We start from the raw sequence: 13,742 nt of genomic DNA on the forward strand, positions 1-13,742 counted from the left end.
TCATCGCAGGGAGGCACACGATGACGCGATTTTCGCCATAACTTCCAAGCGCTTACTACTTGCCTTTAGCTTCCTTTTGTGCATTCAAGATGCGGGCAATAGCACGATCTAGAACATCCTCCTTTGCGCACAAACTGATGCGGATGTAGTTGTTCCCGGCAGAGCCGAATATGCCGCCCGGTGTAATAAACACCTGCGCTTTGTTCAGCACCTCATCGCTCAAGGCATACGCATCTTGATAGGTAGCTGGTATTTTCGCCCATACAAAGAGACCTACCTGTGCCGTATCGTATGTGCATCCCAATAGATCCATGATGGTGTATACCTTCTCACGACGTTGTGCATATACCGCATTCAACTCGCTGTACCAGCTTTCGTCCAATTGCAATGCTTTGGCTGCCGCCAACTGCATAGGCAGAAACATGCCTGAATCCATATTGCTTTTGAACCGCAATATATCAATGATACGGGTTTGGTCGCCCACCAGCATGCCTATGCGCCAGCCGGCCATATTCGATGATTTACTCAACGAGTTAAGTTCTATGGCTACCTCTTTTGCACCTTCCACGCTCATGATGCTCTGGGGGTGCGCATTGAGGATAAAGCTATAGGGATTATCGTGGCAGATCAATATCTGATGTTTTTTTCCAAAAGCGATGAGCTGCTCGAAAAGTGCGGTCGTCGCCAACGCACCCGTAGGCATATGTGGGTAGTTGATCCACATGATTTTGACGGCCGACAGATCAAGCTTCTCCAATTCCTCAAAGTCGGGTTGCCAGTTACGTTCTGCCTTAAGCTCATAAGGGATAGCTGTAGCCCCCGCGACCTTCACGGCACTGCTGTAGGCTGGATAACCCGGATTTGGGATGAGCACTTGGTCGCCCTCCTGTAGGTATGTCATGCAGATGTGTACGATCCCCTCTTTCGAACCGATTAAAGGTAGGATTTCGGTTTGGGGATCCAACGCCACATGGTAATAGCGCGCATACCACGCAGCCATAGCATCGCGCAGCGCGGGGGCTCCCTTGTAGTTTTGATAGCCATGGGCCGTTGCTCTGCTTGCTTCTTCCTGCAGAACCTGTATGACGGCTGGATGGGGAGGAAGGTCTGGACTGCCTATGCCTAAGTTAATTACTTGCGCACCAGCGCTGTTCATGGCGTCGATCTCGCGTAACTTTTTCGAAAAGTAGTATTCTTCTGTCTGTTTTAGCCTGCCGGCAACTTCCATATACATGCTGTCTATGTTGAAATTTAGCGCCTAAAATACAGATTTAAAGCAAGAAATAACTTATTAAAAAGGAATTTATCAGTTCTATGCAACAATATGGAGGCTTATCGAGGCAATTTGTTAACGCTCATTCTTTTTTATTACTTTTGTAGCCTGAATAAAATACATGAAGACATACTTTAGACTGTTGTCCTTTGCGAAACCTATCGAAAAATACGCCATTCCGTATATTATCTGTACGGTGGTAACGGTGGTTTTTGGGACGCTCAATTTGGCGCTTTTGGCGCCACTGTTGCAGGTGCTTTTCAAAGGAACGGGAGATGCGGATTTGGCGCCGGTAGAGCTTGCGCAAAAACCGCAGGGGTTGGACGACATTGGGGGCTGGTTTACCTATTATGCTGATAAGCTATATTATGATATCGGGCCATTCGAAGCCTTGAAATATGTATGTATCGTGATTGTGATCTCTGTTTTTATAAGCAATCTTTTCCGATATTTTTCGCAGCGGATCATGGAAAATCTCCGCATACACACTTTGCTTAACCTCCGAAAATCGGTTTTCAACAATGTGATGGATCTGCATCTCGGCTATTTCACGAACAGTAGAAAAGGAGATATTATCTCCAAGATAGCATCGGATGTGCAGGTGGTGCAATTCTCGGTTACCTCTACGTTGCAGGTCGCTTTTAAAGAACCGCTTCAACTTATTGCTTACATTGTGGTTCTGTTTGCGCTTTCTGCAAAGCTTACGTTGTTCTCCTTGGCCGTTATTCCTGTTTCGGCCTTTTTTATTTCAAGGATTGTTAAAAAACTGCGCGAGCAGGCACGTGAAGGGCAGAAATCCTATGCCAATATGATCTCCTACTTGGATGAAGCGTTGTCTGGCATTAAAATTATCAAGGCGTTTAATGGTACCCTATTCGTAAAAGATCGCTTCAATGGCGAAAGCGAATATTATTCGAAGATTATGCGTCGCATGGTGCGCAGACAACAGATGGGCTCGCCCGTGTCCGAGCTGTTGGGCGTGTTGATGGTGGCGGTGATCTTACTGTATGGAGGCGGTTTGGTATTGGATGGGGAAGGCGATCTGAAGGCGTCTGAGTTTATCACCTACATCGCTATATTCTCGCAAGTGATGCGCCCGGCCAAAGCATTGACTGATGCCTTTTCCAGCATCCATAATGGTATTGCTGCCGGCGAACGTGTGTTGGATCTTGTCGATGAGCGCAGTGTGGTGAACGATAAAGCTGATGCCGTGACGTTGACGGGATTCGACCAATCGATTGTTTTCCACGATGTGGATTTCTCTTACGAGGAGAAGCAGATCTTGAACAAGATCAACTTGGAAATACCGAAGGGGAAAACCATCGCCTTAGTGGGGCCTTCGGGCGGAGGAAAATCGACTTTGATTGACCTCATACCGCGTTTCATGGATGTCAAAGGCGGAAGCATTACCCTCGATGGGATCGATCTGCGCGATGTCAAGCAAGATTCGCTGCGTAACCTGATCGGTACAGTAAACCAAGAATCTATTTTGTTTAACGACAGTATTTTCAACAATATTGCCTTCGCAAAGGCTGATGCGACGATGGAAGAGGTGGAGCATGCGGCCAAGATAGCCAATGCCCATGAATTTATTGTGAAGACAGAGGAGGGCTACCAGACGAATATTGGGGATCGCGGTGCGAAACTGTCCGGCGGGCAGCGTCAGCGTATATGCATCGCCCGAGCTGTGCTGCGCAATCCGCCGATTATGTTGCTGGATGAGGCGACCTCAGCCTTAGATACCGAATCGGAAAAACTGGTGCAGGACTCCCTATACAAATTGATGGAGAACAGAACCACGGTGGTTATCGCTCACCGCTTGAGCACCATCCAAAATGCGGACAAGATCGTGGTGATCGAAGCGGGGAAGGTTGTGGAACAAGGAAGCCACCTCGAGCTGGTCAATAAACAAGGATTATATAAACGATTGATAGACATGCAGCAATTTGCTGATTGACATAGAAAAGCGGTTTCAGAATCGCTTTTTTCTTTGCTAATTGGTACATTTGCTTAGTTAGGAGGCTGAGATGAATGCAACGAAAAAACTTGATTTCTTGATTCAAGATAAGAATTTAGATGCGGACTTGAAACGTATCGCTCGGAAGGTAATGCAAGCCGAACGCATCACGTTTGAAGAGGGCGTATTGCTTTACGAACGTGGCGAGCTGGGCTACCTAGGTGTTTTAGCAAACTATATCCGAGAAAAGAGGCATGGCGATCATACGTATTTCAACCGCAACTTCCATATAGAGCCCACCAACGTATGTGTATACGACTGTAAATTCTGTGCCTATTCGCGCCTAATCAAGCAACGCGATGAAGGCTGGGAGATGGATGTCGACGGGATGATGGATATCATCCGCAAATACGACGATGAACCCGTTACGGAGGTACATATTACCGGGGGAGTCGTGCCCAAACAAAATCTCGACTTCTATGCCGAGTTTTTTAAGCGCTGTAAAGCACATCGTCCGGCTTTGCATATCAAAGGGCTTACGCCGGTGGAATACTATTATATTTTCAAGAAAGCCAAGCTGACGCATTACGAGGGTTTGAAATATTTGAAAGCATGCGGATTGGATTCTATGCCCGGCGGGGGCGCGGAAATTTTTCATGCAGATGTGCGCGAGAAAATTGCAGGCGACAAATGCACGGCCGAGCAATGGTTAGATATTCATGAGCAAGCGCATAACTTGGGGATGCGCACAAATGCAACGATGCTGTATGGGCATATCGAAGAATTTTGGCACCGGGTAGACCATATGGAGCGTTTGCGACAGTTACAGGATAAAACGGGCGGCTTCCAGACCTTTATTCCGCTGAAGTTTCGTAATCAAGGACATCAAATGTCTGATGTTCCGGAAGTATCGGTCATAGAAGATTTGCGTAACTATGCGATCGCGCGTATCTATATGGATAATTTTGACCATATCAAAGCCTACTGGGCAATGATTTCGCGCGATACCGCACAGCTTTCGCTAGCTTTTGGGGTGGATGATATCGATGGCACGCTAGACGATACCACTAAAATATATTCGATGGCCGGCGCGGAAGAACAACATCCGGGCATGAGCACACAACAGGTGGTGGAACTGATTAAACATGTCGGTAGGCATCCTATTGAGCGCGATACGTTGTATCAGGTAGTCACCGATTATAAGGATCATGTGTTTGAAACCACCAGCAAGGCAAACTATTATTCGTTACCCGTAGTAGAGTAATTATATCAATTTTGAAGAAAACTTTCTATTTTATAAGACACGGACAGACAGACCTTAATCTCAAAGGTATTGTCCAAGGAAGAGGAGTGGATTCTCCTTTGAATGCAACGGGGTTCAGGCAAGCTGAAGCATTTTACGAAGCCTTTAAAGCTGTACCCTTCGATAAGGTGTACACATCCACGTTGCTGCGAACGAAGCAAACGGTACAACGTTTTCTCGACGATGGTATCCCTACCGAGGAACTGATCGGACTCGATGAGATCTCTTGGGGAATCTACGAAGGCAAAGAACAGGACGAAGTTGTCATGACCGGATTTGAGCAGGTCGTCGCTTCTTGGCGCAACGGCGAGCTGGACCTCAGCATAGAAGAGGGCGAATCGCCCAATGCATTGGTTGCCCGGCAGAAAGAAGCCATAAAGCATATGTTGACCCGTACCGATGAAAAGACGGTGTTGGTATGCATGCATGGGCGCGCCTTGCGTATTATGCTATGCCATCTCACCGATGTGGAGGTTTGCCTCATGGATGATTTCCCGCATACCAACACGGCGCTATATGTCTTGGAGTACGATCAAGAGAAATTTACGATCGTTGATCATTACAATATCAAACACTTAGCAGATTTTTAAATGAAGAAAATAAGCGTTTCCGCTGTTTCTTATACCAATACACTACCCTTTCTACAAGGTATCAGAAACTCGGATGATGTGATGCATGCGATCGACCTGTCGGTGGATTATCCCAGTGTTTGCGCACAAAAAGTAATCGATGATGTGGTGGATATGGGGATCATTCCTATTGCAGCTTTGTTAAAATTGCCCGAATACCATATCATCGGCGATTATTGCATCGGTAGCGATGGTGCTGTCGACTCGGTATTTATCTTTTCCCAAAAGCCGATAACGGCAATTCGGTCATTGCGATTGGATGTACAATCACGCACATCAAACGGCTTGGCCCGTATATTACTTAAACACTATTGGAAACGAGACGTAGCCATCCTGACGGAAGGTGAAGCAGATGCATACGTGCTGATTGGTGATCGGACGTTTGGGCAGAAGGATGCGGTGCCCTACGTGTATGACCTTGGCCACTACTGGAAAGAAATGACTGGACTTCCATTTGCTTATGCCGTATGGGTGTCCAATAAGAAACTGCCTGAGGCATTTGTCGAAGCTTTCAATTACGCTTTGGCGGATGGCGTTTCCCGTCCGGAGGATGTCATAGCGGGGCTGCCGCTATACCCTAATTTTGACTACAAAAAATATTTGACGAAGAATCTGGATTTTCATTTGACGGCGGACAAAAAGGAAGCCATTAAGCGATATCTCGCATTTTACGAAGCACTTTAGCGAACTGCTGCTGTAGTGTAGAACAAGTAAAAGCCAAACGAATTTCGTTTGGCTTTTACGATTTAAAATAATAACCTCAGTTATTTCAGGAATCCGTACAGGAATGATTGGCTGTCGCTTTGTTGACGAAGACCACCAAGTGGAACCGTTACCGTAGGCGAACTGCTATCAACCCAGTCCAATACGAATGGGCCTTTCAGGATATATTCTTCCAGCACCCGTAGCTGCGCCAAGCGTGTGGTCCAGTTACCGTTGGAATAGTCACGTCTTGGACTGGTCAAGGTCAGCAGGTTTTGTTGCAAGCTGTAGGTAAAAGACATATCTGCCACGAAGTTGCTCGTGCCAGAAGAGTAAAATACCGATAAGGTGGCTTGCGTTTCCGAGATGATCTTGAACTCCATATACCTGATCGCACGGTTTGTGCTGGTAAAGTTGGCATTCACGGTCGACCACACATCGTTGAAGGCAGAGTTGACGCCTGCAGGAAGGCTGTTGGTGGTGGTGCCTATGGTGCTATACGTTTTGTTGAAGCCAAACTGGAGGTAAAGCGGAAAGACCGGGGTAGGATTGCTTTCCACGACATAGCTACTCCCATTGGTCTGCATCGTATAGCGGCTTGTACTGGCTTGCCAGGCTATTGCCTCTACAGGAGCCCCGTTAAAGGTAAGCTGTGCGGGCGTGATCCCTTGCTGTGTGTACGCAAAGGACGACGTAACGCTGCTGATGGTGATTCCGTCTTCCTCCAGTCTGCTTAAGGTCACCGTACGATTATTTGCGTCAACGGCAAATGCAACTTTGTTTGTGCCATCCGCGATATATAAGTTGCTGTTGCTCTGTAAATAACTATGCAATACTTCACGCGACGTCCTCAGCTGTCCCGCGATAAAACCGTCTTTCTCGTCTTCACTCGCACGGATCAATGTCAACGCGGAAGCATTTTTGTTGCCTAACAGCGAAACGGTATCCCCGGAGAATTTCACAAAGCTGTAATCGTTGTCGCCTTTCAACCCTTGGCCGTTGGTTCCTCCGTTTACTGAACCCTGCGGATCGGCAAAAATGGAGATATAGTTATAGGTATCGAAGATCAGGCTGGGGCGTTGCAGCGCCTTAAGACGATAACTGCTGCTGCCTACGGTCGCTGCAGATGCGTCGGCAAAATCTGAAAGCATGTGTACCCGCCCGTCGCTGTCGAATTGCATGAACAGGGTAAAGGTTTTGCCCTCAACGGTTTCGAGCGATGCCTTATAGCCATATGGTGCTTCCGTGAGGAAAGCAAGGCTGTTGGCCAAATATTCGCTCAAACGGCTATCCGGATCGGCTAGGATCGGATCATCCTCTTTTTTGCATGCGCCGAAAGCGAACAGGACAACGAGGAATATAAATATATGTGTACTTCTAAACTTCATGATTAATAAGTGTTTTTTAGCAATCCATAGATGTAATTTGTCTGATCGTCTTGTCTGATCATCTTGCTATAATCCGTTGGGTAAGCACCGTCGTCGGACCAGCTGTAGCGGAATGTTTGCCCATCAAAGTAATTGAGCAGCTCGACCACATAAGGTCTTATGGTATTGGCATTGCCGCCTGCCGTGCTGTTAAGGTCGGTTGAGGTACCCACATACGTAAAAGTGTTGCTTTTATTCGCCGTGTCCTCGGTGTAGTCAAAACGGAAATCGGCATTGAAAACCGACGTCGGGTTTGAAGGGTTCCGGTATTTCAAACGGAGCATCATTTTTCCTTGCTGATAATGGATGACGTTGAGGTCTTCCAAGTACCGACCAGCGTTGCCTAACGTTCCCAAAGAGCTGGACGCTTTTTGAAAGGTTTCTCTGAACTTTGCCGACCAATTTGTTTCGTCTGTCGTTACGGACGTAAATAGGACCGTATTGCTACGCCCGAAACCTAACCGTTCGAAGGCGGATGGGGGCGGGGAAAGCTTGTTGATTGCGGCTTCTGTTTTTGCTTGCAGATCATAGAGGTTGATATTCCAGGTCTGGCGGAAATAGTTCAGCACGATCTGTTGTTTCTGCCTTATTTTCTGCACACCATCGGCATTGCTGATCGAGCTGATGATGTTTTCGAAAGGGCGGTAGCCCTGTGTCAACATGATAGCGGCGATCTCAACAAAATCTTCATCTGGAGCAGACATCGCATAGGAAGAGATAAAGCCCTTGTTGCGTGCATCCGTCACGTTGACTTGGTTCCATGTCGAGGTATAATCTGCCGGGGTAATGGCCTCAAATTCTCTCGGATACATAACCGTCTGGTGCAGGATATGTGCAAATTCATGGTGGATCGTTTTCAACATGGCCTGTACCAAATCTCGATCTTTTAGATCAAACCAATTGACGCGATACAGCACAATCTTGGCGCCGGCCTCGGCGGTGCCCAACGTGATGGTTCCGGAGGTATTGTACTCTGGGCTTCCCACAAGAAGGTATTGCCGAGGTGCAAACTTTTTTATAAAGTCAGCACCGACCACGTCGATGTAAGGTTCGATCCAGCCCTCTCTGACCATTTCCATGACAGGCCTGATTTTATCTTCCTGTGGTGGAACGAGGTTGTTGACGAAGCTGACCTCTGATGGCGTCCATCGGTATAATACATCGATGTTGTAGGGTACGGTGAAGGTCTGGTAAATATAGTTGTCTATTTCATTTTTTACCCATTTTTCACCGCCCAATCCAACAATCTCTTTATCTAAATTATCTTCCTTGCTGCAGCTAAAACCCAATAAGGCAAGGCTGGCAAGGAGGGCATATGTAGTTATTTTTCTCATTTTCATAATACGGTTCTAGTCGTTTTCAGGTCTTGGGTTCAGCTCGACATTGGAGAGTTTTACTTCCTCAGGCAGTTGCAATACGCGGCGTAGATCATCTGCTGGTAGCGTAATGCTGCTGCCTCCATACACAGCATGCGTTACCGGGATATTGTAACGGAGGATATCAAACCAACGCAAGCCCTCGTGCATAAATTCGGCTCTTCTGAACTGCAGACAGGATTGGATCAATCCTTCTTGCAATACGGCATCGGTGTATGCCTCTTCCGGCAGTTCATTGTAGAAGTACACTTTAATTTTTTGCCTATCGATGACGCGTGTGCTATTGTAGTCTGCCACTTTGATGCGGTTCTTTGCATAGGCATTTAGATCGGCCATGGCTGCGTCGTACTGGCCTTGGTAAGCGAGGGCTTCCGCACGGCTTAGCAACACTTCCTCGGTCGAGAACAAGGGAACCATATTGTATCCCACGCCGGTGGTGGCATTGATGCTCGTACGCACGAAATGTTCCATGAATTTACGCGTGTAGAAGGACTGGCTGCTTAATGACCAGGTACGGATGGCTGTCAAGTTGCCGGCCACGGTGCCTTGGATAACGCTGTTTAACAATGCCGATGTGGTCGAGTAACGATATTGCCTAAAACGGCGTGCCCACCAAGAAGTGGTTTCACCGAGTAGGATATTGGCGCGTTCGGTTGATTTGGTGTATTCGTACGCAAATTCTTCTGAACCGAAAGTGGCGTAGCGCCCATTCATGTCACGCATGTTGTTTTCGATGTTTCCTTCGGGGAAAGCAAGATTTGCATGCGCGATAACTTGTGCGTAGTCTCTCTTGTATAGATAAAAACGAACGGCAAAAGCATGGGCCGCTTTTCTGTTAAAGTGGTAAGATGGAATTTTATAGTTGTCCACTATTAAAGGAAGACCCGCAACCAGATCACGTTCTATCTTTTCATAGACGGCACTCACCGTATTCCTTTCGTAGTTTTTCCAAACGACCGTTTCAGGAATTTCTACATAGGGAATGCCCATATCGACATTGGAGGTGCTGCTGTTGTAGAATTTGGCAAATAAATTGACGAGCATGAAGTGAGCATATGCTCTTGCTACCAGCGCTTCTCCTTTTTTTGAGGCAAATTCTGCCGGGTCTCCGGCATCGGCGATAGCCTTTAGCACTTCATTTGCGGCGGCGATGGCACGGTAGGCGTTGTTCCAGTAGTAGATCGGTGAATCTTGGTTGACCGCCGTTACATCGCGCCATGCGTAGCTGTTGGTATTCGTCTCGTCATTGGTGCCCATACCAAAGTTATCTGTTACGTTGTCGCTCATGGCTTCACAAAAAGTAATGTAGTTGCCCGATGGGTAAGCGGAAACCAACAGCTCTGACAGCTTTTCCCCATTGTTTAATAAGGTACGCTGGTCGGGCAATTGGTCTAAATATTTCTCACAACCCGCGAAGGGGAGTGCGATAAAAAGAAGGATAGGATATATAAATTTTCTTTTCATGGTCTAGATTCCAATTTTTAGGGTTAGGGTAAATTGTTTAGGCATTGGATTGGCCACACCTCCTGAATTGAAAAACTCTGGATCTTGGCCTTTGAGCCCCTTGTCTGCATAGATGAGCCATACGTTGTTGGCGTTCAGCGCCGTCGATAATGATTTTACACCCAATTTGTTGCTGATGCTATTGGGCAACATATAGTTTAGTGCAATCGTCTTTAAACGAACGAAAGATCCATCCACGACGCGCATATCCGAGAAGTTATAGTTGTTGTAAGGATATACGCTTCCTAAGGCTTGTTCCACCTGTCCGTCGATGATAGCAGGAATATTCGTGCTGGTCTCATCGCCTGGCATCGTCCAGCGATCCAAAAATTCACGCGGTGTGGCGTCGAGGTCGCTGTAAGAGGTTTTAAACACACGATCTAACCGTATTTTGTTGCCCCATTGATAGGTTACGAATACATTTAAACTAACGCCTTTATACGAGACAACGTTCGAAAGTCCTCCCGTGTATAGCGGATCTACGGATCCTTCTAATTTCAGGTAGTCGGTATTCGTGCTCTGCAGATAGACATTTGGGCTGGTCTCTCCCAAGTGATTCAGAAAGTTGGGAACACCAGTATAGGGATCTAGCCCGGCGAACTGTACAGAGTAAAGACCGCGTACAGGGCCGTCTAATTTGGGACCTCCTTCAGGGATCACCAAGTCGAAAATGCGCGGTAGGCTACGTAGGTTGGTAATTTTGTTTTTCACATACCCCAAGGTGAAGTTGGTGCGATATTTCCAATTTGATTCTCGAAACCATGCCATGCCCAAAGTAATGTCTACCCCGTTGGATGTCATATCAGCATAGTTTGCCGATTTGGTGGCCTGCCCGCCGATTCCGGATGTACGTACACTGTTGATCAGCTCAAATCCGTCGCGGTGGAAATAGTCGGCTGATAGGGTCAGGCGATTGTTGAAGACGCCCACGTCTAAACCGACGTTTCTTTCGTATTGCTTTTCCCAGGTCAGTTCTTGGTTTTCCAACGCAGTGATTGCTATTTTCGACTCCGTCTCGGACAGGTAAGGTCTGTTAGTCTGCGTATTGCTGAACAGCGCTGTGGAGTTGCGGGCATTTCCGATGTTGGCCGTAAGACCGTAGCTACCACGAAGCTTTAACATAGAGATCTGCGGTAGGTTTTCCATGAAGGGCTCCTCATCTATATTCCAAGATCCGGAAAATGTCCAAGTAGGTAACCATCTCGCGGCACGCGTATCACCCATTTTGTTGGATCCGTCATAGCGGCTGGCGAAACTAAATACATAGCGGCTTTTGTAATCGTACTGTAGATTACCAAAAAAGGAAACAAAGCGATCGTAGTTGTAGTCCATACCAAAATAGTTGTAATTCCCTTCCAACATCTGCTTGATGATGCGATAGTCGGTGAATGGTACACCACCTTTATCATACTGGTAGCCGTAGCCGTTGTTGTAGCTAGATTGGCGATCCGCAAAGCGGATGTCTTGCCCAATGAACACGTTCAAACCGTGATCCTGAAACATTTTTGTATTGTACTGCAGGGTATGGCGGCCATAGTAGCTTTTTAGCATGTCATCGCCACGCATGTAAAAGCCTCCTTCAGGCAGCACAACTTGTGCCTCTTGGTAGGGTTTGTCAGGATCGTTGTATAAGAAGTTGTTGCGATCGCGGATGGTCGAATTGTTGGCCGCGCGGTAAGCACCCGACATGTTTGAGTACTCGGTGATCATGTTTTCGCGACTTGTTTTTACGTAACGTACCGATCCGAGAGCTTTATACTCTAAGTTTTTTAAGATCTTAACGCCTAATTCACCTTGAATTTTGAAATCCACCATATTCACCATGATCTTGTTGTTATCCAACTCATGGATGATATTGAAAGGGGCATAGTTGCGCGTGAAAAATTCAAGATTGCCGTCTTCATCATAGGCGGTAAGGGCGCGGCTGGTATTCAGTGCGTAGGAGTACGGGTTAATGTCAAAGTTACGTGTGTACTCGCCGCGAACAGCGTCGTTTTCGCGGGCCAATGTTCCGGGGACGCGTTGGTCGCGAAGCGACCCGTTCACAATAACGCCGGCAGTCACGCGGCTGCCCAAATTATAGTCGGAACGCATATTTCCTGTAAAGCGCTTCACGTTATCGGCAATGGTATAACCGTTGTCGTGGTAGTAACTTCCGGAAAAATAATGCCGGGCTTTTTCCGTTCCGGACGAGATGCCGATGGAATGCTCTTGTACAAAGGAATTTCGAAAAAGGAGATCAAACCAATCGGTATTGGCACGCGCATAGCGGCTCAAGAATTGTTCACGTGCTTCGGTGCTGTTTTCCAGCATAAAGTTGCCTGTTTGCTCATCATAGGTGTTGATAAGCTCGTACATCTTTGTGTAGATACCCCCGTTAGATCGGCGAAGGGAGGGCGCAAAATTAAAAAGTCCTTTACGATCCATTTCGGAATAGACGGACATTTGGTCCGAAGAATTCATGATATTAAACGTCGAGTAGGAGGGTTTGAGGTAGGTGGAGAAGTTGGCGTTGTAGCTGACCGACGGCGCGCCCACCTTTCCTTTCTTTGTGCTGATAACCACGACACCATTCATGGCTCTAGCGCCATACAGTGCCGTCGCAGATGCATCTTTAAGGATTTCGAAGGTCTCGATATCTTCGGCATTGATTCCTGCTACCGATGATCCGATCAAGGTCAAGGCATCACCGCTGGATAGTTGGTCGTTGGAGATGTTTACGATATCTTCCAGAACGACACCGTCCACCACCCACAGGGGCTTGTTGTCGCCCGTAATGGATGTGGCACCGCGCACGCGAATTTTCGGCGCCGAGCCGAAGGTGCCGGAGACGTTTTGAACGGATACCCCAGCCACACGTCCTTCAAGCATACGGCTGACATCGGTCATCCCTTCAATTTTTGTATCTTCCATTTTTACCGATGCAGACGCGCCGGTAAACAACTTCTTGCTGATATTTTGGAAGCCCGTAACGACCACCTCGTCCATTTCATTTTCATTGATCTGCAGCACGACACGCATGGCATCGCCTTGGTACGGGCGTACCAACGTTTTGTAGCCTACCATGGAAAAGCTGAGGGAGGAATTGCTATTGCGCAGCCGGATACTGAATGCCCCGTCGGAACCACTGGAAACGGCGTTACTGCTGCCAATTTCTTTGACGTTTACACCAGGGATCACCGTGCCATATTCATCCATGATTTTACCGGTAGCGACCGTTTGCTGAGACGAAGAACCAAAATTTCTGGTCTGCACCTCGCTGGTTTTGCGCGGTGCGACGGTGATAATTTCATCGGTCAATGCATAGCCGAAAGGTTGGTGCTCGAAAATAAGATCCAGCGCTTTGTTGATGGGCATGTTTTTTAATTCAACCGACACGGATTTCGATTTGGCCAAATACTCCGCGTTGATCATGAAATCGTAGGATGTCTGTTTCTGCACCTCTTTTAGCGCATTTTTTAAAGGTACATTTTTAAGCGATAAGCTTACATGCTGAGCCACGGAATTGCCCATGGCCTGTAGGTTAATGCACAGAAAAATAAAGAATGTTAATCTCATACAGATCTTTTGAA

Annotated in this window: 9 protein-coding genes; 4 read left to right on the top strand and 5 right to left on the bottom strand. The window is 47.2% G+C overall.

What is annotated here, in order from left to right:
* Positions 1-55: 55 nt before the first annotated feature.
* Positions 56-1,234 carry a pyridoxal phosphate-dependent aminotransferase gene (locus tag IE165_RS06735; protein ID WP_189625835.1) on the bottom strand — a complete coding sequence of 393 codons (1,179 nt, stop codon included), beginning with the start codon at positions 1,232-1,234 and terminating at the stop codon, positions 56-58.
* A gap of 160 nt (positions 1,235-1,394) precedes the next feature.
* Between IE165_RS06735 and IE165_RS06740 the strand changes: the two genes are divergently transcribed.
* The 4 genes from IE165_RS06740 to IE165_RS06755 all read left to right on the top strand — a co-directional run bounded on the left by IE165_RS06740 (position 1,395) and on the right by IE165_RS06755 (position 5,846).
* Complete coding sequence (locus IE165_RS06740) at positions 1,395-3,230, top strand: ABC transporter ATP-binding protein (RefSeq protein ID WP_189625836.1); 1,836 nt, start codon at positions 1,395-1,397, stop codon at positions 3,228-3,230.
* 70 nt (positions 3,231-3,300) lie between these two features.
* On the top strand, positions 3,301-4,494 hold the full coding sequence (locus IE165_RS06745) for a radical SAM protein (protein WP_189625837.1): 1,194 nt from the start codon (positions 3,301-3,303) through the stop codon (positions 4,492-4,494).
* 11 nt (positions 4,495-4,505) lie between these two features.
* The gene (locus IE165_RS06750) at positions 4,506-5,123 is read left to right on the top strand and encodes a histidine phosphatase family protein (protein WP_189625838.1); all 618 of its coding nucleotides are present in this window, start codon (positions 4,506-4,508) and stop codon (positions 5,121-5,123) included.
* Positions 5,124-5,846: a menaquinone biosynthetic enzyme MqnA/MqnD family protein gene (locus tag IE165_RS06755; protein WP_189625839.1), complete on the top strand. Its 723-nt coding sequence runs from the start codon at positions 5,124-5,126 to the stop codon at positions 5,844-5,846.
* Between the two features lie 80 nt (positions 5,847-5,926).
* On the opposite strand, the gene IE165_RS06760 is transcribed toward IE165_RS06755, so the two are convergent.
* Genes IE165_RS06760 through IE165_RS06775 form a run of 4 tightly spaced genes read right to left on the bottom strand, consistent with a single transcriptional unit; the run spans position 5,927 to position 13,728 of the window.
* Positions 5,927-7,252 carry a DUF4302 domain-containing protein gene (locus IE165_RS06760; RefSeq protein ID WP_189625840.1) on the bottom strand — a complete coding sequence of 442 codons (1,326 nt, stop codon included), beginning with the start codon at positions 7,250-7,252 and terminating at the stop codon, positions 5,927-5,929.
* Between the two features lie 2 nt (positions 7,253-7,254).
* Positions 7,255-8,631, bottom strand: a complete 1,377-nt coding sequence (locus tag IE165_RS06765; protein ID WP_229826404.1) for a zinc-binding metallopeptidase — start codon at positions 8,629-8,631, stop codon at positions 7,255-7,257.
* A gap of 9 nt (positions 8,632-8,640) precedes the next feature.
* Positions 8,641-10,131 (bottom strand): RagB/SusD family nutrient uptake outer membrane protein, encoded by a 1,491-nt coding sequence (locus tag IE165_RS06770; RefSeq protein ID WP_189625841.1) that lies wholly within the window; start codon positions 10,129-10,131, stop codon positions 8,641-8,643.
* Between the two features lie 3 nt (positions 10,132-10,134).
* Complete coding sequence (locus tag IE165_RS06775) at positions 10,135-13,728, bottom strand: SusC/RagA family TonB-linked outer membrane protein (RefSeq protein ID WP_229826410.1); 3,594 nt, start codon at positions 13,726-13,728, stop codon at positions 10,135-10,137.
* Between the last annotated feature and the right edge of the window lie 14 nt (positions 13,729-13,742).

It is taken from the genome of Sphingobacterium griseoflavum, from assembly GCF_014653155.1.
Classification (GTDB): domain Bacteria; phylum Bacteroidota; class Bacteroidia; order Sphingobacteriales; family Sphingobacteriaceae; genus Sphingobacterium; species Sphingobacterium griseoflavum.